General features: G+C 48.5%; 17 protein-coding genes. 9 read left to right on the forward strand and 8 right to left on the reverse strand.

The genetic code is table 11. From position 1 onward, the window contains the following. Positions 1-29 precede the first annotated feature (29 nt). The 4 genes from addB (at position 30) to sbcC (ending at position 11,845) form a co-directional block, all read left to right on the forward strand. Positions 30-3,530, forward strand: coding sequence for a helicase-exonuclease AddAB subunit AddB (gene addB / locus BTA31_RS07105; RefSeq protein ID WP_076790351.1), 3,501 nt, complete (start codon positions 30-32; stop codon positions 3,528-3,530). Beyond that, entirely contained in the window at positions 3,517-7,209 is a 3,693-nt protein-coding gene (addA, locus tag BTA31_RS07110; protein WP_076790354.1) for a helicase-exonuclease AddAB subunit AddA, read from the forward strand. Before addB ends, addA begins: the two co-directional genes overlap by 14 nt. A gap of 65 nt (positions 7,210-7,274) precedes the next feature. Beyond that, positions 7,275-8,456, forward strand: coding sequence for an exonuclease subunit SbcD (gene sbcD / locus BTA31_RS07115; protein WP_076790357.1), 1,182 nt, complete (start codon positions 7,275-7,277; stop codon positions 8,454-8,456). Beyond that, positions 8,453-11,845 (forward strand): exonuclease subunit SbcC, encoded by a 3,393-nt coding sequence (sbcC, locus tag BTA31_RS07120; RefSeq protein ID WP_076790360.1) that lies wholly within the window; start codon positions 8,453-8,455, stop codon positions 11,843-11,845. Before sbcD ends, sbcC begins: the two co-directional genes overlap by 4 nt. A gap of 44 nt (positions 11,846-11,889) precedes the next feature. Here sbcC and BTA31_RS07125 read toward each other — a convergent pair whose 3' ends face one another. The 6 genes from BTA31_RS07125 to BTA31_RS07150 are packed head-to-tail and all read right to left on the reverse strand — an operon-like array spanning position 11,890 to position 13,832. Continuing rightward, a complete protein-coding gene (locus BTA31_RS07125; protein ID WP_016885923.1) occupies positions 11,890-12,108 on the reverse strand; it encodes a spore germination protein in 219 nt (72 codons plus the stop codon). A gap of 55 nt (positions 12,109-12,163) precedes the next feature. Further along, positions 12,164-12,550, reverse strand: coding sequence for a spore germination protein GerPE (locus tag BTA31_RS07130; RefSeq protein ID WP_076790364.1), 387 nt, complete (start codon positions 12,548-12,550; stop codon positions 12,164-12,166). Continuing rightward, entirely contained in the window at positions 12,547-12,726 is a 180-nt protein-coding gene (locus BTA31_RS07135; RefSeq protein ID WP_076790367.1) for a spore gernimation protein GerPD, read from the reverse strand. Before BTA31_RS07135 ends, BTA31_RS07130 begins: the two co-directional genes overlap by 4 nt. Beyond that, positions 12,723-13,337 carry a spore germination protein GerPC gene (gerPC, locus tag BTA31_RS07140; protein WP_076790372.1) on the reverse strand — a complete coding sequence of 205 codons (615 nt, stop codon included), beginning with the start codon at positions 13,335-13,337 and terminating at the stop codon, positions 12,723-12,725. The genes BTA31_RS07135 and gerPC overlap by 4 nt, the downstream gene beginning before the upstream one ends. Positions 13,338-13,355: 18 nt before the next feature. Continuing rightward, on the reverse strand, positions 13,356-13,598 hold the full coding sequence (locus BTA31_RS07145) for a spore germination protein GerPB (RefSeq protein ID WP_076790374.1): 243 nt from the start codon (positions 13,596-13,598) through the stop codon (positions 13,356-13,358). A 12-nt stretch (positions 13,599-13,610) separates the two neighbouring features. Beyond that, entirely contained in the window at positions 13,611-13,832 is a 222-nt protein-coding gene (locus BTA31_RS07150; protein ID WP_043927346.1) for a spore germination protein, read from the reverse strand. Between the two features lie 181 nt (positions 13,833-14,013). On the opposite strand from BTA31_RS07150, the gene BTA31_RS07155 reads away from it, so the two are divergent. Beyond that, positions 14,014-14,307, forward strand: coding sequence for a DUF3784 domain-containing protein (locus tag BTA31_RS07155; RefSeq protein WP_076790376.1), 294 nt, complete (start codon positions 14,014-14,016; stop codon positions 14,305-14,307). A gap of 82 nt (positions 14,308-14,389) precedes the next feature. Here BTA31_RS07155 and BTA31_RS07160 read toward each other — a convergent pair whose 3' ends face one another. Next, entirely contained in the window at positions 14,390-14,569 is a 180-nt protein-coding gene (locus BTA31_RS07160; RefSeq protein WP_043927348.1) for an aspartyl-phosphate phosphatase Spo0E family protein, read from the reverse strand. 162 nt (positions 14,570-14,731) lie between these two features. Then, entirely contained in the window at positions 14,732-15,817 is a 1,086-nt protein-coding gene (locus BTA31_RS07165; RefSeq protein ID WP_076790378.1) for a CotH kinase family protein, read from the reverse strand. A gap of 165 nt (positions 15,818-15,982) precedes the next feature. Between BTA31_RS07165 and BTA31_RS07170 the strand changes: the two genes are divergently transcribed. From BTA31_RS07170 to rsgA, 4 genes are all read left to right on the forward strand, one after another. Further along, entirely contained in the window at positions 15,983-16,489 is a 507-nt protein-coding gene (locus tag BTA31_RS07170; protein WP_076790379.1) for a CotG/ExsB N-terminal domain-containing protein, read from the forward strand. Between the two features lie 152 nt (positions 16,490-16,641). Continuing rightward, positions 16,642-17,547 (forward strand): fumarylacetoacetate hydrolase family protein, encoded by a 906-nt coding sequence (locus BTA31_RS07175; RefSeq protein WP_076790381.1) that lies wholly within the window; start codon positions 16,642-16,644, stop codon positions 17,545-17,547. A 26-nt stretch (positions 17,548-17,573) separates the two neighbouring features. Next, positions 17,574-17,918 (forward strand): hypothetical protein, encoded by a 345-nt coding sequence (locus BTA31_RS23255; RefSeq protein WP_239693150.1) that lies wholly within the window; start codon positions 17,574-17,576, stop codon positions 17,916-17,918. A 471-nt stretch (positions 17,919-18,389) separates the two neighbouring features. Then, complete coding sequence (rsgA, locus tag BTA31_RS07190; RefSeq protein WP_076790387.1) at positions 18,390-19,442, forward strand: ribosome small subunit-dependent GTPase A; 1,053 nt, start codon at positions 18,390-18,392, stop codon at positions 19,440-19,442. Positions 19,443-19,501 lie beyond the last annotated feature (59 nt).

The following is a 19,501-nucleotide window of genomic DNA, read 5'->3' on the forward strand; positions in this document are numbered from 1 at the left end:
GAGTAAGAAACAGAAAGGAGACGGGCTTAGTGGGAGCAGTATTTTTATCAGGCAGATCCGGGAGTGGGAAAACGACCTTTATCCTGAATGAAATCAGGGAAAAACTTCGTGATGAACCGCTCGGAAAACCGATCATTTTTCTAGTCCCGGATCAAATGACGTTTTTAATGGAATACGAGCTTAGCAAAACACCCGATTTGGGCGGAACCATCCGCGCCCAGGTGTACAGTTTTTCAAGGCTTGCCTGGCGAGTGCTCCAACATACCGGAGGCATGAACCGGCCGTTTCTGACGGGAACGGGCATTCAGATGCTGCTGCGGAGACTGATTGAAGAGCATAAGGGCGAGTTTAAAGTCTATCAAAATGCAAGCGATAAAAGCGGATTTACGGAGCAGGTGGAACGGATGCTGACCGAATTTAAACGGCACTGTCTGCCGCCTGAAAGCATCCGGGACATGTTGGAAGGGACGGGCAAGTCGGAATACGAAGATGAACGGATTCTTTCCGATAAATTGCACGACTTATATATTTTGTACAGCAAGCTTGAGGAAAATCTGGAGAATCAATATGTTCAATCAGAAGATTATCTGACGCTTTTAGCCGAGCAGATTCCGTATGCGGATGAGATTAGAAACGCTGCCGTTTATGTGGACGGATTTCATCAATTTACGCCTCAGGAGATGAGCGTACTCGAACAGCTGATGGTACATGCGGAAGAGATCACGTTTTCGCTGACGGCGGATAAGCCGTTTATAGCCAATAGCCCGAACGATCTCCATCTGTTCAGGATGACCGGGAAGGCGTACTATGACCTTTACCAGAAGGCGAAGGAACTTGGCCTTGATCCGTCTGAAGTGCGGCTGGAAGAGACGAAACGGCACCAGCATCATCCGGAGCTTCAGCATCTTGAACGCTATTTTGACGAACGACCTGCAAAACCGTATCCCGGACGGACGGAATCGCTCCGTATCATGCAGGCGTCGAACAGAAGAACCGAGATTGAAGGAATTGCGCGCGAGATTCATTCTTTAATCCGCCAGGGCCGTTTCCGGCTTAGGGATATCGCCGTTATCGCCCGCAATGTCGAAGATTATAAAGATACAATAAAAGAAGTTTTTAAAGACTGCGAACTTCCTTTTTTCATAGACGGCAAGGAATCGATGCAAAATCATCCGCTTATTGAACTGATCCGTTCGACGCTTGATATCATTAAAGGAAACTGGCGGTATGAAGCGGTGTTCCGCTGTGTTAAAACGGAACTTTTATTCCCGGAAGGACAGCCGAAGGAACGGCTGCGCGAACAGATTGACCAGCTTGAAAACTACTGTATTGCGTATGGCATTAAAGGAGACAGATGGACAAGCAAAGATCCGTTTGTTTACAGAAGATACGCTTCACTGGATGAGGATTTTGCCAAGACAGACAAAGAGATTGAAACGGAAAATATGCTCAATGAACTAAAGAGTTGGATTGTTCCGCCGATCCACAGGCTGCAGAAGCGCTTGAAAAAAGCTGAAACAGTCAGGGAAATGGCCGAAGCCGTTTACCTTTATCTTGAAGAAGCCGATGTTCCGATGAAGCTTGAACAGGAAAGGCGGCTGGCCGAAGAAAGCGGAACGATTGCCGAGTCGCGCCAGCATGAGCAAGTATGGGATGCCGTGATTCAACTGTTGGACGAGTTTGTTGAAATGATGGGCACAGAGCGGATATCGTTTGCTTTATTTCAGCAAATGATCGAAACCGGATTGGAGTCTTTGAAATTCGCGCTGATTCCGCCCGCACTTGATCAAGTGTTTATCGGCAATATGGACCTTTCAAGGATGTACGGCACGAAATGCACATTTCTCATCGGTGTAAACGACGGCATACTTCCGGCGAGGCCTACGGATGACGGCGTGCTTTCAGACGATGACCGGGAGTGGCTGAAACGAAACGGTGTACAGCTTGCGGCAACAGGGCGAGAGCAGCTCTTGGACGAGAGTTTTCTGATCTATATGACGCTTTCAAGTCCGTCTGAAAAGCTATATGTCTCCTATCCGATCGCGGATTCGGAAGGGAAGACGCTGCTTCCTTCAACAGTGGTGAAACGTCTGAATGAAATGTTCCCGGATGGCGAAGAAAAGATGCTGATTCATGAACCCGAGCAGCTGGACGATGATGCCCAGCTTGAATTTCTCGTGAATAAAGGCGCCGCCTTGAGCCATTTGGCAGGGCAGCTCGGCATCTGGACGAGGCAGTATGCGATCAGCGATGTATGGTGGAGTACATACAACTTTTTAATGAATGAGCCTGACCGCATCTTTTCTCAAAACATCCTGTCTAGCCTGTTTTTCAGAAACAAGGTTGAAAACTTGAACCGGCATGTGAGCCGCGATTTGTACGGGGAGCACATTCAGGGAAGCGTGTCGCGGATGGAGACGTTCAAAGCCTGTCCATTTTCCCATTTTGCTTCGCACGGTTTAAAGCTGAAGGAACGCCAATTTTTCAAGCTTGAAGCACCGGATATCGGTCAGCTGTTCCACTCGGCGCTGAAGCTGATTTCAGACCGGCTTCACGAGCTTAAACTGGATTGGCGCGACTTAACGAAAGCCCAATGCGAGACTTTGTCAAGCGATGCAGTTGAACGGCTCGCGCCAAAACTGCAAAAGGAGATTCTGCTCAGCTCGAACCGTCATCATTATGTGAAGCAGAAGCTGCAAAAAATCATTGCCAGGGTATCGGGCATTTTAAGTGAGCATGCAAAAGCAAGCGGATTTGCTCCCGTCGGCATAGAGCTCGGATTCGGAGGGAAAGGTCCGCTTCCTCCAATGCGTTTTACACTGAAGAACGGCTGCACGATGGAGCTTGTCGGCCGGATCGACAGAGTGGATAAAGCGGAGAGCTCAAAAGGGCTGCTGCTTAGGATTGTCGACTATAAATCAAGCGATAAAGGCCTCGATTTGGCCGAGGTCTATTACGGTCTTGCCCTGCAAATGCTGACATATCTCGATTTGTCGATCACGCATTCAACCGATTGGCTCGGAATGAAAGCATCCCCGGCAGGCGTGCTCTATTTTCATGTGCACGATCCGATGATCCAGGCTTCGGTGCCGCTCGGCCTTGATGAAATAGAAAAAGAGATTTTCAAAAAGTTCAAGATGAAAGGGCTGCTCTTGGGAGACCAGGAAGCGGTCAAGCTGATGGACACCACACTGGAACAAGGCAGGTCGAACATGATCAGCGCCGGTTTGAAAAAAGACGGTTCGCTCCGTTCGGATTCTGACGTTGTTGCAGAAGAGGATTTTCATGTATTGAGGCGCCATATCCGCCGGACATTTCAGCAGGCCGGCGAGGAGATCACAGACGGCAAAGTGTCGATCGAGCCTTACAAGCTAAAAGACCGGACACCGTGCACATATTGTTCGTACCGGTCATTCTGCCAGTTTGACGAATCGCTTGAGGAAAATGAATACCGGATATTAAAACCCGAAAAAGACAACGTGATCTTGGAGCGGCTGAAAAAGGAGGATGAGGCAGATGGAGATTTCTAAACCGAAGGGCAGCACTTGGACTGATGACCAGTGGAAGGCGATCGTCTCATCCGGCCGGGACATTTTAGTCGCGGCAGCGGCCGGTTCAGGAAAAACGGCCGTGCTGGTTGAACGGATCATTCGGAAAATAACGGATCAGGAACGTCCGGTTGATGTCGACAGGCTGCTCGTCGTCACCTTTACGAATGCATCTGCGGCTGAAATGAAGCACAGGATCGGCGAAGCGCTCGAAAAAGAGCTTGCCGAAAATCCGGGATCGCTTCATTTGCGCAGACAGCTTGCTTTATTAAATAAAGCGAGCATATCAACATTGCACTCATTCTGTCTTCAAGTCATCCGCAAATACTATTATTTGATCGATGTTGATCCGGCTTTCCGGATCGCCGATCAGACGGAAGGCGAGCTGCTAGGCGATGAGGTGTTGGATGAACTGTTTGAAGAAGAATACAAAAAGCAAGATCCGGCCTTTTTCGAACTTGTGGACAGATATACGACAGACCGTCATGACCTCGATTTGCAGCATCTTGTCAAGCGGGTCTACGAGTTTTCCCGCTCGCATCCCGATCCGGAGGGCTGGCTTCGCACATTTGTTGATCTGTATGATGCGGCTTCAGATACGAAAGTTGAGGCTCTGCCGTTTTATTCTTACATTAAAGAAGACATCGCACTCGTTCTGGAAGGTATGCGGCAAAAGCTGACGCGTGCGCTTGATTTGACAAAACAGCCCGGGGGGCCTGCTCCGCGTGCCGAAAATTTCCTCGATGATTTAGCGCAGATTGACAGGCTAATTCAGCAGCAGAATGATTTTTCGGCCCTGCATGAGCTTGTACCTGCCGTTTCGTTTCAAAGATTGAAGCCGTGCAAGGGAGATGAGTACGATCCTCGCTTGATTGATGAGGCGGCAGACCTTCGCAACAGTGCGAAAAAGCAGCTTGAAAAGCTGAAAAGCGATTATTTTACGCGCACTCCCGAGCAGCACCTTGAGAGCCTGAGGGAAATGAAGCCGGTCATTCAGACGCTCGTCCAGCTCGTACTGGAGTATGGCAAGCGGTTTGCGGAAGCGAAAAAGGAAAAAGCGATCGTCGATTTCTCAGACCTTGAACACGACTGCCTTGCGATTTTATCCGGGAAAAACGAAGCGGGCGAGGCTGTGCCGAGCGAAGCGGCGAAGTTTTACCGCCATCAGTTCCACGAAGTGCTTGTTGATGAATATCAGGATACGAACCTGGTCCAGGAAGCGATTTTAAAGCTCGTCGCCAAAGAGGAGCATGAGGGGAACCTGTTTATGGTGGGCGATGTTAAGCAGTCGATTTACCGCTTTCGCCTCGCTGAGCCGCTTTTGTTCCTCTCAAAATATAAACGCTTTACAGACGATGGCTCGGGTTCCGGCCAAAAAATCGATTTAAATAAAAACTTCAGAAGCCGTTCAGATATTTTGGACAGCACGAACTTTTTATTCAAACAGCTCATGGGAGAAAAAGTCGGGGAAGTCGAATATGACGAACAAGCCGAATTGAAGCTCGGCGCGGCTTATCCGCCGAACGAAGCGACAAAAACGGAGCTTCTGCTCATCGAAAACCAGAGCGGCGCGCCGGATGAAGAGGATGAAGAGCTTGAGGCGGTCCAGCTTGAAGCAAGAGCGATGGCCGGACAAATCCGCAGGCTGATTACAGAAAAATTTCAAGTATATGATGCCAAAGCGAAAGCGTCACGGAACATCCAGTACCGTGATATCGTGGTGCTTTTACGGTCGATGCCTTGGGCGCCGCAAATTATGGACGAGTTTAAACAGCAGGGGATTCCCGTATACGCGAACCTCTCAACGGGTTATTTTGAAGCGACAGAAGTATCGGTCACACTGTCTTTATTAAAAATCATCGATAATGCCTATCAGGACATCCCGCTTGCATCCGTTCTCAGATCCCCTGTTGTGGGTCTTGACGAAAATGAGCTTTCCTTGATCAGAATCAAGGATAAAAAAGCGCCGTTTTACGAAGCGGTGAAAGTATATCTTGCTGCAGCAGACGGCGATGAGAGGCTCAGCGAAAAGCTTCGCCGCTTTGACGGCTTTCTCAAAAAGTGGAGGGCGTATGCGAAAAACCACTCTGTGGCAGAGCTGATCTGGGAAATCTACCGGGATACGAAGTATGTGGATTATGTCGGCGGAATGCCGGGCGGAAAACAGCGGCAGGCCAATTTGCGCGCGCTTTACGACAGGGCGAGATCCTATGAAGCGACATCATTCCGCGGCTTGTTCCGCTTTTTAAGATTTATTGAGCGGATGCAGGAGCGGGGGGATGACCTCGGTACGGCAAGAGCTCTGAGCGAACAGGAAGACGTTGTTCGGCTGATGACGATCCACTCAAGCAAAGGGCTTGAATTTCCTGTCGTATTTACCGCCGGTCTCGGACGGAATTTTAATATGATGGACTTGAACAAATCTTATCTGCTGGATAAAGAGCTCGGTTTCGGAACGAAGTTTATCCATCCGAAGTGGCGGATCAGCTATCCGACGCTGCCGCTGATCGCCATGAAGAAAAAGCTTCGCCGCGAGCTTTTATCAGAGGAGCTGCGCGTCTTGTATGTCGCCCTTACCCGGGCTAAGGAAAAGCTGTACCTGGTCGGGACGGCGAAGGATAAAGAAAAGCTGCTTGCCGACTGGCGGTCACAAGCGGCCGGGTCTGAGTGGCTGCTCCCGGATTATGAACGGTTTCAGGCGAAATCATACCTGGATTTCATCGGACCTGCTTTGATGAGACACAGAGATATGGATGAATCCGGCGCACCGCCGGTGATTGATGAGATCCGTGAACATCCGGCGCGCTTTCAGGTCAGCTGGCTGTCCGCAGCGGATCTTCAAGCTGAGGATATTGATCAAGCCGGTGAAGAAAGACACGGCCGGCTCGCCCAAATTCAAATGGGGCTTCCGATCGATGGTTCGTTTGAGTATGAGCAACAAGTCAGAGAACGGCTGACATGGTTATATCCATACAAAGACGCCGCTAAAGTCCGAACAAAACAGTCTGTCTCAGAAATGAAAAGGCAGAAGGAATATGAGGATGAGTACGGCGACCGCTCGCTGATTCGCCCATCCCAGGAGGCTTTCCTGTTTAAACGGCCGTCCTTTATGATGGCAAAAGGCCTGACTGCGGCCGAACGGGGGACGGCGATGCACACCGTTATGCAGCATATTCCGCTGACCCGTACGCCTGAAATGAATGAGCTCAGCGGCCTCCTTGACAGACTTGTTGAGAAAGAGCTGTTAACAGAAGACCAGCGGGCAGCTATTGAAGAAGACGATATTCTCGCATTCTTTGATACGGAAATCGGACAAAAGCTTCTCGGCGCCCACCGTGTCGAACGGGAAGTTCCGTTTAACATGACACTGTCCGCCAAAGATGTTTATCCGGATCTCGAGTCAGCCGATGAACCTGTATTGATACAGGGAATTATCGACTGTTTATTCGAGACGGAGGACGGTTTTTACCTTCTTGATTACAAAACCGACCGGATACACGGAAAATACCGGAACGGCTTTGAAGGGGCCGAACCAATTTTAAGAAAACGTTACGAAACACAGATTCAGCTTTATGCACGAGCCGTTGAAACGATGATTAAAATGCCGCTCAAAGGGCGTGCGCTGTACTTTTTTGACGGAGGACACGTGCTCTTATTTTAATATGAAGCCGGCTTCCCCCTGACGATTTCGGGGGGAGCTTTAATGAAAAGAGAGGTGAGGCACACATGCGAATTTTACATACAGCGGACTGGCATTTGGGAAAAACGCTTGAGGGGAGAAGCCGCCTGAAGGAACAAGAGGACTTTCTTGAAGAGCTCACAAGGATCGTAAAAGATGAAAAGATCGACGCTGTTATCATGGCGGGAGACGCTTTTGACACAGTGAATCCGCCAGCACTGGCTGAACAGCTTTTTTATGAAAGCCTCTCCGCCTTATCTGACAAAGGAAACCGTCCGGTCGTCGTGATTGCCGGCAACCATGATAATCCGGACCGCCTTTCCGCGGCCTCTCCGCTAACAACAGACCATGGCATCCACTTGATCGGGTATCCGAGGACTGAGCCAGTTGACATAGAAGTCGCTTCTGCGGGGGAGATCCTGTCAGTCGCGGCGCTCGCCTATCCTTCTGAATCCAGACTGAATGAAGTGCTATCGGAGACATTTGATGAAAAGGTGCTGCGCGACCAGTATGATGAGAAAATCAAGCAGACCTTTCAGCGTATGTGCGGCAAGGCGAGAAAGGATGCGGTGCAGATTGCGGCAAGCCATATCTATGTGGCGGGCGGCAGCCAGACGGATTCCGAGCGGCCGATCGAAGTCGGAGGCGCATATACGGTGGCTGCGGAAAGCCTGCCGGAAAACGCCGCATATGTGGCGCTCGGGCATCTTCATCGCCCGCAGACGATCAAAAGGGCACGCACGCTTGCCAGATATTCAGGCTCACCGCTTGCCTACAGTTTTTCCGAAGCGGGATACGCAAAATCGGTCACCATTGTCGAAGCCGCACCCGGTCAGATGGCATCATGGGAAGAGGTCTATTTGACGAGCGGAAAACCGCTCGTTAAATGGAAGGCGGAAAAAGGGATTTCCCAAGTGTACAGCTGGCTGGAGGAAGAGCGGGACAAAAACGCGTGGATCGACCTGGAAATCCATCTGACAGACCAGCTGTCGATTGAAGAGATTCACCGTTTGAGAAAAGCGCATCAAGGCATCATCCATATTCGTCCGGTTTTTGAGGAAGCCGCGTCGGCTGAAGAGAAGACCCGGTCCAGAAACGTCCCGATTGAAGAACGGTTTAAAGCGTTTTATGAAAGACAAACCGGCGGAGCGGTTCCAGATGAAGAAACCGTCAAGCTGTTTCTGGAGCTCGCCTCAGGATCGGAACAGGAAGAGGGGGATGAAACATGAAGCCGATTTCCCTGTCTATTAAGGGCCTGCACAGTTTCAGGCAGGAGCAGGTCATCGATTTTGAGCGCCTGTGCGATGCCGGTGTATTCGGCATCTTCGGACCGACCGGAAGCGGCAAGTCGTCGATTCTTGATGCGATGACTCTCGCTTTGTACGGGAAAGTGGAGCGGGCCGCCAATAATACGCACGGTATTTTGAACCATGCCGAAGATGAGCTTGCCGTATCGTTTACGTTTAAGCTTCAGACAGGCCATGAGACGGCTTATAAAGTGGAACGGGTCTTTAAGCGGACAGATGCCGTCAAGGTCAAAACGTCGATCTGCCGCTTCATTGAAATGAAAGAGGAACAAATCGTTCTGGCCGATAAAGCGAATGAAGTGAACCGGAAAATCGAAGAGCTGCTGGGCTTGACGATCGACGATTTTACAAGGGCAGTCGTCCTGCCGCAAGGAAAATTCGCCGAATTTCTTTCCTTAAAAGGAGCGGAGCGACGGCAGATGCTTCAGCGCCTGTTCAACCTCGAACAGTACGGGGACAGGCTTGTCAAAAAATTGAAGAAACAGGCGCAAACAGCACAGGCCAGAAAAAATGAGATGCTTGCCGAGCAGGCTGGATTGGGCGATGCGGGAGAAGAAGCGTTGAAGCAGGCCGAACAGCATCTGGAAGAAGCCGAAAGCCTTTTGCAAAGCAAGAAGCGCGAACGAGACGCAGAAGTGCAGCGCTTTGCGGAGTACCAGGAGATTTGGAATCTGCAGCAGGAAAAAGAAAGCTATCTACAAAAAGAGGCGGAGCTTTTAAAGAAAAAGGAACAGATCCGGGAAAAAGAAAGCCGCCTGCACCTCGCCGAAACGGCAAATACGCTCAAGCCTTATGCAGACGCCCTTCTGGCAGCGCGGGAGGATGCCGAACGCGCACTTCGGGAAGAAAAACAAGCGCGGGAACAATTAGAACAATACGAAGAGCTTCATAAAAAAACAGAGCGTGAATACGAGAATTTCAGGCTTCATAAAAATGAAAAAGAACCGGAGCTTCTCAAGCAGGAAGAACAGCTCACCGCTTTAAAGGAAATTGAAATCAAGCGGCTTGCCGCACAGGCAGAAGCTGAGAAAAAGCAGCGGGAACAGCGCTTGAAAGAAGAGGAAATCAAGCATGCGGCAGACGAACTGGCCAAGGTGAAAAGCCTGCTTGAACGCGGGACAGCCAAGCAGAATCAGCTGAAAGCTGAGCTGAAATCTGTCCAGGTATCCAGCGAAGAGCGCAAAAACTGCCGGAATGCCAATCAGCTTGCTTTTCACATTCAACAGCTTAACAGCGATGCCGCTTTAGAAAAAGAACGGCTTGATCAGCAGGAGACGCTGATCAAAGAGCTCCGGAAAGAACAGCAAGCGGTGGATCAAAAGGTGAATGACGAAACCGAACGCATCCAGGCATTGTTTGCCGCTGTTGAACGAGCGTATGCGCTCGTTTGCGAAACGGACAGATCGCTCTCTGAGACCGTCCGTCTCGCGTCTCAAAAGAAAGAAGAGATTGTGGCAAAACGGGAACAGGCAAACCGTGATCAACTGGCAATCAAACTGGCAGAGCAGCTCAAAGATGGGGAGCCTTGCCCGGTCTGCGGATCTGTACACCATGAAATGCCCGCTCGCGTCAGCTCGGAAAGCCTGTCCTTTAAAGAGACGGAATCCGAACTGGAGAAAACGGAAACCATCATCGCCGAGGCAGGCGCGCTGGCTCAGGAGTTTCTCTCGGCCAAAGCGGCGCTCGAACAGCAGTCCGACCACCTGGTGAGCGAATGCCCGTTCTTAGTCAAAAGCAAACACGAACTGCCTGAAACCGCTGCATCGTTAGAAGAAGGCACCATTCCCGAACGGTACAGCCGCATCAGCTTTGAATGGAAAGGAATCAGACAGGATCTCGCCGAGACAAAAAGCCGGATGGCCAAGCTCCTTCACATATATAAAGAGCTCTGCAAAAAACGCGATCAAATCAGCGAGCGCCGCAATCATGAAGAAAAAGAGCAGAACAGGCTTCAAAACCGCGTCCGCGAACTGAATGACCAGTTAAATGAACGCCGAAAAAGCTTCGGCGAACAATTCGACGGCCTCTCTTATGAACAGGCTGAAAAATGGCAAAAAACGATTGAAGAAAAAGATCTGGCCGCAGAGGAATTTGAAAAGCGTATCGAAACGAGCGTCGAATTTCTCACAAAACATGAACAGCAAAAAGAGAAGCTCACCGAGCGCTTGTTTGCGCTTGATAAAGAAAAGCTTGACCTTCACTATGCGGTCGAAAGCCTCAAAAAAGACATAACCGATTATCAAAAAGAGCTGATGGGCTATCCTGATACAGCTGCGATCGACGAAAAGCTTCAAGACGTGAAAACGCAATTGGCGAAGCTGCACGAAGAGGAGCAGACGCTTTACGGCCGGCTCAAGGAGACCGAATCAGAGGTCAGCCGTTTAAGAGGACAGACAAAAGGGTGTGAGCTCGCTTTGCGCGAAGCGGAAGCAAGGCTTGCGAAAGCGGCGGACATCTGGCAGGAAAAAGCCGGAGGTACACCGTTTGAAAAGGCCTCTGAAGTGAAAGCGAGCATTTTAGACCGCGATGAGCTGTCCCGGCTGAAAGAAGACATTCAAATGTATTGGGATCAGACAAAGCAGTGCGAATCCAATATGAAGCGGATTACGGAAAAGCTTGACGGAAGATCGGTTTCTGAGGAGAATTGGGAAAAAGCCGCCGTCACCAAAGAAAAGGCGGAAGAGGCATTCAGCAAAGCTCTGGAAGATAGGGGAGCGGCCGGCAAAGCTCTCGCCGTCATCCGCGAGAACCATAAAAGGTTTAAGGAGCTTGAAGCTTCGTTAGCTGAATGGCAGACATACATCGACCGCCTTGATAAACTTCAAGCCGTCTTTAAAGGAAACAGCTTTGTTGAATACTTGGCAGAAGAGCAGCTTGAAAGCGTCACAAGAGATGCATCTGCAAGGCTCGGAGAACTGACAAGACAGCGCTATGCGATTGAAGTCGACTCAGAAGGCGGCTTTGTGATGAGGGACGATGCCAACGGCGGAGTCAAGCGCCCTGTGACGAGTCTGTCAGGCGGGGAGACCTTTCTGACTTCGCTTGCGCTTGCGCTTGCCCTTTCGGCACAGATCCAGCTTCGCGGAGAGTATCCGCTCCAATTCTTCTTTTTGGACGAAGGGTTTGGCACGCTTGATCAGGATTTGCTGGATACGGTCGTTACTGCATTGGAGAAGCTTCAGTCTGACAATCTGTCGGTCGGTGTGATCAGCCACGTTCAGGAACTTCGGGCAAGGCTGCCGAAAAAGCTGATCGTCCATCCGGCTGAACCAAGCGGCAAAGGTACAGCCGTATCGCTTGAAATGATTTAATCTGATAACCAAAAAGCAGCCTTCTTCTAGTGGAAGAGGCTGCTTTATGCATTTCCGACAACATTCTGGTCGCTTACATCCGGGTCTATATAATTTGTCGCGTTTATACCATTGTTGACGATAAGGAAATCTCCAGTATTACCAGCACCAGAACCGAGTGCAGACTTTGAAGAGCTTTTTGGAGATAGATAAAAAGAATCGCCGAAATTCACTACTCCTCCTGAGATTTCATTGATTTTAATGGGTCCGACAATGGCTGGCATGATTGATCGACATCCTTTGTAGAAGTCTCTGAACCAGTATATGTCGGGCGGGCTGTTATTGTGAGTTCCTTGCAGGAGGAAGCTTTCTGATATGTTTGACTCTTGAATCGGCATTGATTCGGTGCGTTGAGCCAATCTGAGCAACGGAGGAGGATGATACACCGTTAATTTTAATCGCCCTTACGCGGATGAAGGGGATCTCATGGAAAAAAGCCGAGCAGACGCCGGTTTCGGGAAGAAGATGCGGGATCGGCTGCCTGAAAAGCTGAAAATCATCCTGTTTAAATGACCCTTCATTACCGTAAAAAAGAGAAAGGTATCTTTGAACAGCGAGAACTTTTGCTTTGAGGAACTGCTCTTCCGCATCTCCGATTTGCAACGCGCTGCTTATTCCGACAGAGTGTACTTTTAAAAATTTCACTTTGGACGTTCTGAGAATCATGATTCCGGCGCCAGCGGGACAAACGGCCCGACAATGAGAGATTCAGGCGGTGTATCAAAAATCGATGACAGAGAAATGCAATCCGTATCACCGACCATGAAAACAGAAGAAGTGGACACACCGGTGATCACAATATTGCCTACATCAAAACAGCGGTTGACAACAGTAAAATTCATTCGCTTTCATTTCCTTTCATTTCGTCAGGTATCGATTTGAGAAAGTGCTCGATTGCCCGTGCAATATCACGTTTCACGTAATCGGCCAGCCGTTCTGCATGCTCGCGGGGCTGGATGTTTCCGTCAGGCTTCACATGTTTGACGTAATATCGGATCCGGCTGTCGATTTGCTTTCTGATGTCTTCGATAATGTGGTGGCGGTTTGTATCGTCCAATTTACTGTCATACCGGTCTTCCAGCTGTTCCAGCAAACGAGGGGTTTCTTCGTTTAAGTAGGCATCGACGAGCTGTCTCGTTTGCTGCATCAGCTGGCCGTCGAGCTCCTGCTGAAGCATTCCGATGCCCGGCGGCTGCTGGCTGATTTCAAAGTTCTCCACTTGATCCGGATCTGTCGGATTGAGCCCGATGTTGAGCGTTCCGTCCAGGCGTTCGATCTTCAGCTGGTCAAATTTGTATTCAATCCGGTCGATTCTTGTACCGGGATTTTCTTTCAGGTTGTTCAATTCTGCCTGTAATACGGCCATTTGCCTTTCGAGATTTTTGATCAAAGCAGCTTGCTGCTGCACATAGCTGTACCAGTTTTGTGAATATGAAGGATGACTTTGCTTCATTAGTGATCACACCCCCGTTTAGCCTGTTGTAACAGATGGAGCCATGAGAGGAACGAAGACCGGCGACGGCCCCTCTTCAAAAGCATCTTGGAAAACTTCGCCGGCGACAGGCGGGGCGGCTTCCGTGTAGCTGCCTGTATTATAAAGGTTGGCAAGCGTTTTAATAGAGCCCGCGCTCCCGATCTGCAAGACAGAAGAGTTGCTGATGCCTTCGACTCTTAAATAGTTGATTTGAATCGATTGGTTGATATAAAAATTCATGCCCCCACCCCCTTACAGGTTGCCTGCGACCGGCTGATCGATCATATCGTTGTCATATGTGTTGGTGATGCTGTTCTGGTTGTATATGCTGAGTCCGTCTCCGGTATTGAAGCTGCCGGCGCCTGCAAATGTTTTAACTTCTGCATAAGGAGAAATCGTGATGCAGTCTCCGACATGAACAACGCCGCTCGTACCGACGGCATTTACTTTAAAAGCTCCGACAATAGCTGGCATGATGGCACACCCTTTAAGTAATCAAACGTTTTTTATGGGCTATACACCATATCTTATGTTGATTAGGCGCTTTTGTGATAAAAAAGAGGTTTTTCTGTGAGGGCTGATCACGTGCGGGTGAAACTCATCAGATGGGAAAACGTATGGATAAGGAAAACGGTGCGGTAAGGGGAGGAGACGTATGTATTTTCAATGGAATGCGATGTCAATCGCTGCAGCCCTGCTGTTCTTTGCGGCCGCCTATGCAGTCGGAATAAAAAAGCAAACCTGGATATTACGGGGATTTCGCCGGGAAAGGGTAAGGGATCAGGATAAGCTGGCAAAAATCGCAGGGTATTTCTTTTTGAACAGCGGATTTTTGTTATTTCTGAACGGGTTTATTTATATCCCGTATCAAGAGTCCTTTACGCCTTCAGTCATTCTTGCCTATGGTGTTTGCACGATGATTTATGTTCAAAAAACAATGGCCGAATAGCCAAAGCTGCGTCCTGAAATCAACGGATGATGAAACGGAGGAGAGGGGAGGCCGGGCATCAGGCGCAGCTTGCAGTCGGAGGTCATGACGTGTGGCGGCTCTTTCTTTCTTCCGCATGCACGCAGCTATCATCCTTTTGCATTCTTTGATTGAGCAAGTTGTCCAATTCCTGACTGCATTGAATGGCCTCTTTGGAGTTGATGCCGAACTTTTCGGCAGCTTCAAATAAGGCCAGTCTTTTTGCTTCAATTTTATTGTTCATCATGGCAGTCTCCAACTTTCGATTTGTATTTTGAGTCGGTGATTTCAGGTATTCAGCATTGATGTCCCTTGATATTGCTAGTATACCTTATTTTGTGTTAAAGGGATTTTTTTCGCCAATATGACAAAAAATGTGACATTTTTTTCGGAGGACAGCGCCCGTTTATAATCGGGAAAGCTCGAAAAGCAGGAACCGCTTCCTCTGTTCGATAAAATGAAAAATTTGTTTTTGCTCATCTTCGAGCCGGTTGTATGTGACGGTTGTATAAGGATCTTGTTCAAGAAAAGGCGCGATTGTCTCATGCCAGTTTACCGCAAACCGCGAAAGCCGGCTGATTGTAAATTGGCGGTGCAAGATGTATTTCATTAAATTAAAGTATTGGGACTGAAAAGCCGGGATGTCGAGCAGCCTCGCAGACAGTGTATTATAGCCTTTCGCCGGAATCCGGTTGTATTCCATTTCTTCCCCGTGAATATTCCGTCCCCATGTCGCGTCATAATCCCATGGAATGATTTGAAACGTTTTTGTGCGATCGTTTAAATAAAGCGCGTAGTTATGGACAAAGCCGTCGAAATTTTGGGTGCAGACGGCGCCGATGAGCCACAGCAAATATTGTTTGACATCGAGATAGCGTTTGATTTCCTTTTCAAATATGTCGTCTTTGGCGGTATTGATAAAGTAGATAAATTCCTGGAGGTAATCATCGTGGCGGTTTGAGCCCGTTTTTCTTTCGTATCCCTGCATGAGATTTTGCTTAGCCTTTTTATTGAAGGAACTCAGCAGAGAAAAATTAGCATCGTCATCAACGGCATAATAAATGGCCCCCCTTTCTAAATTTCTCCTCTTTAAGAAATGACCGTCAACAGATTCGATTTTTAAATAGATGCCTTCTTTTTTTTCGTTGAGATAAAGGAAAACGTGCGATGCTGCTGGAGCAAGGACGCCGATTTGTTCAAAAAAATGAAAGGAAAGCCTGTTTCTGATGAAAGACGGGTCGTGATATTCCGCGTTCAAATGAAACGCAGCCTCGGCAGTCTTTTCTTTTTTGTCCGGATATTGAATGAAATAGGATTTTTTTGTCAGCTTGCGGGTGTGGGCCCCTCTGTATGACACTGCGACAGGCATCTCTGCTGAACCGGTCAAGAGCATGCCGGGAATGGCTTCATCACTCCAGACGTCTTGTTTCAACTCAAGCAGATGCTTCGGATGAATGTGCAGCCTGAAGGCCGGCAAGGCAGTGGCACTCATCATCATTTCCTCCTTTTTCAGCTGACATATCATATGTGAAAAAAGCCTGTCCCGGAAGCGGACTGCCTAAGTTTGAACAAAAACAGTCATTTGCCTCAGTACACCTGTCTTTACGGTGCGTATGATAAATCAGGACATAAAAAAGGAAGAACAGGAGGTTACAAGATGAGTGGTGTCCATGATCATGACATTAAAAAGGCAGTAGATCAGCTGAAGAGCGAAGGCAGAGACCATTATTTAGACCGGGAACCCGAAGAATCCGCCGGCTCGGGAAAAGAGCGGCGTCCGCATAACATTTGGGATCTTTGGTGGGGGATAAAGCCGGACAGAAGCAAAAAACATCATAAAAGCAAAAAGCATGACGACCGTGAAAAACCGGATAAAAGCAAAAAGCCTGACAAAAGCAAAAAACCCGACGACTGCAAAAAGCCTGACAAAAGCAAGAAACCCGATGACTGCAAAAAGCCTGACAAAAGCAAGAAACCAGACGACTGTAAGAAACCGGATAGAAGCAAAAAGCCTCACGACTGCAAAAAACGGGACAAATGCGGCCGCAAACACCCCGATCATCATCGCTGCAAGAAGACTCACCATCATAAAAGAGGCGGCTATGAAACCATTACAACATGGTCTGACGGAAATCTGACCGAAGTCATCTACCGGAAAAAATAAGAAAAGCGGCTTGCTGCATAGTGAGCCGCCGTTTACTTTTCCGGGAAGGAACGCCCGGGACTTTAGAAGCGGTTTGCAGAAAGAGGAAAGGAATTTTCATTTTTTTAGAGAATATGTAGAATAGTTTTAAATCATACTGCGGGGGAATATTTATGAAGTTTGCGACAGCAAAGCTACACAGCCGTACATTTGTAGGGCTTGTCATGGATGAGAAGGTAATGGATTTGCATAAGGCGGAAAAAAAACTGTTTGAGCTTGAAACGATACCTGAAACGCTTATCGAATGCGTAAGCGAGGGAGAGAAGTTTGTCCGCCATGTCGAACAGCTAGTGGAATGGTCAAAGAAGAAAAACAGCGAAGAGAGCGGTTCGTATATTTATCCGCTGTCAGACGTCGATTTGCTTGCACCGATTCCTGAACCGCGGAAAAATGTGATCTGCATCGGAAAAAATTATCGGGATCATGCGATTGAAATGGGAAGTGAAGCAGATATTCCCGAGCATATCATGGTGTTTACAAAAGCGCCGACTTCGGTCATCGGCCACATGGAAGGGATTGATGCCCACGAAGGTGTGACAGAGGCGCTCGATTATGAAGGCGAGCTCGCGGTTGTCATCGGCAAAACGGGAAAGAACATCCCGAAAGCTGAAGCGCTCGACTATGTGTTCGGTTATACGATCATTAACGATGTGACGGCGCGCGATCTGCAAAAGAGGCACAAGCAGTTTTTTATCGGCAAAAGCCTTGATGCGACTTGCCCGATGGGACCGTTTCTTGTACATAAATCAATGGTTGAAGACGCAGGCGACTTGAGAGTGGAGACGAGAGTGAACGGCGAACTCCGGCAGTCGGGCAGTACAAAGGACATGATTTTTCCGATTGCGGAAATGATCGAAACGCTGTCTAAAGGAATGACGCTTGAAGCGGGGGATATTATCGCCACCGGTACGCCGTCAGGAGTCGGCAAAGGCTTTCATCCGCCAAAGTTCCTCCGAAAAGGCGATCAAGTCGACATTACGATCGAACCGATCGGAACGCTTTCCAATCCAGTTGAATAAAAAACTTTCATGAAAATAATGCGAGATTGGAAGGGGCTATTTTTCCGAATAAACGGCAAGTGACACAGTCCGCTTTCAACGGCGTTATGGCTGTTGAAGCTGCTCGCAAATCGTTTATAAATAATGATTGTGAAAAGGTTATATGTTTGGGAGGAAAGAAATTGTTCTTTAGAAAAATGACGGAAAAGGAAAAGAAAAGTTCTGAAAAAGCGACAAAAGTAGGATTTGTTTTTTATATGATTGCTTTATCGGTAAGTTCCGCATATTCATTTTTTATAGAATCAGGATTTAATATTTCATTTTTGATTTTAATGGTTGGTTTAATCGTATTTTTTACCAGTGATTTCATATTCAATAAAATCACTGGCTAAAAATGAAAGGGAAGACAGGCAAGCCGTTCAGCCAATCTGTGAAAATGATGACAAAGGCCGGCATGCTTGAGACATACGGTGAAATGTTTCAACTGTCTGAACAAGGGTTTTTAATAAGCGGACCTCTAAGCTTTGGACATCGGAGGAAGGATTCAGGCAGAGTTTCGGCCAAAACGCTTTCCAATCCAGTTAAATAAAGGATTGGCAAATGATTGGCTTTAGCATATAATGAAGCTGTCAAACTTTTTAGAAATGAGGGATGTGTGATGAGAATGGATATTGTCTTTTTTGCCCAACAAACGATCATTGCACAGCCCATGTAATATTTCGACTGGTATTCTTCAAATGGATCTGGTGATATTTCCATGGGCTGTCGAAGCGGCTCATGGAGTGTTTATGTGTTGAAAGAGCCGTGTATTTGCGGCTCTTTTTTTGTTTAATCAATCATCAGATCTTGAGGAGGAAACCGCATTGAATTTATCAGCATTAGGCATCAAATATATCATGGAAGCTTTAAAGGACGAGGAAGGTCTGGTTTTAGGAAGGATCGCCCTTGAGCATAAAAGGTTGTACCGGGTATGGACGGAAGAGGGAGAGTGGCTGGCCGAAATCTCCGGCAGGCTGCGGTTTGAAGCGGAAAGCCGCGGAGACTACCCCGCTGTCGGCGATTGGGTGTACATGCGCCCACGCGGCGGCGAAAAGAAGGGGATGATCACGGAGGTCGTTCCCCGGTTCAGCAAATTTTCGCGCAAAGCGGCGGGTGAGCTGGCGGAGGAACAGATCACCGCAGCTAATGTCAATACGATCTTTCTCGTCAATGCGCTCGGTCTGGATTTTAATGTAAGAAGAATCGAACGCTATTTGCTGTTGGCATGGGAAAGCGGAGCCAATCCCGTCATCGTCTTGAGCAAAGCCGACATCGCTGACCGGATTGAAGAAAAGGTGCGCCAGGCGGAATCCGTGGCATTCGGGGTGCCGATTCACGTCATCAGCGCCCATGAAGGCAGTGGGATGGATGAGCTGAAAGCGTATGTGAAACAAGGGGAAACCGTCGCCCTTTTAGGGTCGTCAGGCGTCGGCAAATCAACAATCATCAACTTTTTTCTAAAAGAAGACAGGCAAGCCGTCCAGTCCGTCCGTGAAGATGATGACAAAGGGCGGCATACGACGACACACAGGGAGATGTTTATGCTGCCTGAGGGAGGGCTTTTAATCGATACGCCGGGGATGCGGGCCTTGGAGCTTTGGGAATCGGAAGAAGGATTCAGGCAGAGCTTCAGCGATATTGACCACCTTGCGGAAACATGCCGATTTTCAGACTGCCGGCATCAAACAGAGCCCGGCTGCTCCGTGCAGGAGGCGCTGGCTGACGGCAGACTGGATGCGGGCCGGTTCCAAAGCTACCTGAAATTAAAAAAAGAGCTCGAATACCTCGAAAGAAAAACGGATAAACGGGCGATGCAGCAGGAAAAAAAGCGGTGGAAACAGATATCGAAAAGCATGAAAAAGAACAAAAACAAATAAATGAAAAAGGCGCTGATCAATGGCTTCAGCGTCTTTTTGCTGCGGAAATGACAGCGTTC

Origin of the sequence: Bacillus haynesii, from assembly GCF_001969855.1 — a bacterium.
Lineage (GTDB): Bacteria > Bacillota > Bacilli > Bacillales > Bacillaceae > Bacillus > Bacillus haynesii.

What these genes read in the sequence shown, in the direction of transcription:
- BTA31_RS07145 (WP_076790374.1), bottom strand. Translation starts at nt 13,598, where the DNA reads ATGAATTTTTATATCAACCAATCGATTCAAATCAACTATTTAAGAGTC.
- addA (WP_076790354.1), top strand. Translation starts at nt 3,517, where the DNA reads ATGGAGATTTCTAAACCGAAGGGCAGCACTTGGACTGATGACCAGTGG.
- BTA31_RS07170 (WP_076790379.1), top strand. Translation starts at nt 15,983, where the DNA reads ATGAGTGGTGTCCATGATCATGACATTAAAAAGGCAGTAGATCAGCTG.
- gerPC (WP_076790372.1), bottom strand. Translation starts at nt 13,337, where the DNA reads ATGAAGCAAAGTCATCCTTCATATTCACAAAACTGGTACAGCTATGTG.
- BTA31_RS07175 (WP_076790381.1), top strand. Translation starts at nt 16,642, where the DNA reads ATGAAGTTTGCGACAGCAAAGCTACACAGCCGTACATTTGTAGGGCTT.
- BTA31_RS07150 (WP_043927346.1), bottom strand. Translation starts at nt 13,832, where the DNA reads ATGCCAGCTATTGTCGGAGCTTTTAAAGTAAATGCCGTCGGTACGAGC.
- sbcD (WP_076790357.1), top strand. Translation starts at nt 7,275, where the DNA reads ATGCGAATTTTACATACAGCGGACTGGCATTTGGGAAAAACGCTTGAG.
- sbcC (WP_076790360.1), top strand. Translation starts at nt 8,453, where the DNA reads ATGAAGCCGATTTCCCTGTCTATTAAGGGCCTGCACAGTTTCAGGCAG.
- BTA31_RS07135 (WP_076790367.1), bottom strand. Translation starts at nt 12,726, where the DNA reads ATGAATTTTACTGTTGTCAACCGCTGTTTTGATGTAGGCAATATTGTG.
- BTA31_RS07165 (WP_076790378.1), bottom strand. Translation starts at nt 15,817, where the DNA reads ATGAGTGCCACTGCCTTGCCGGCCTTCAGGCTGCACATTCATCCGAAG.
- BTA31_RS07155 (WP_076790376.1), top strand. Translation starts at nt 14,014, where the DNA reads ATGTATTTTCAATGGAATGCGATGTCAATCGCTGCAGCCCTGCTGTTC.
- BTA31_RS07160 (WP_043927348.1), bottom strand. Translation starts at nt 14,569, where the DNA reads ATGAACAATAAAATTGAAGCAAAAAGACTGGCCTTATTTGAAGCTGCC.
- BTA31_RS07125 (WP_016885923.1), bottom strand. Translation starts at nt 12,108, where the DNA reads ATGCCAGCCATTGTCGGACCCATTAAAATCAATGAAATCTCAGGAGGA.
- BTA31_RS07130 (WP_076790364.1), bottom strand. Translation starts at nt 12,550, where the DNA reads ATGATTCTCAGAACGTCCAAAGTGAAATTTTTAAAAGTACACTCTGTC.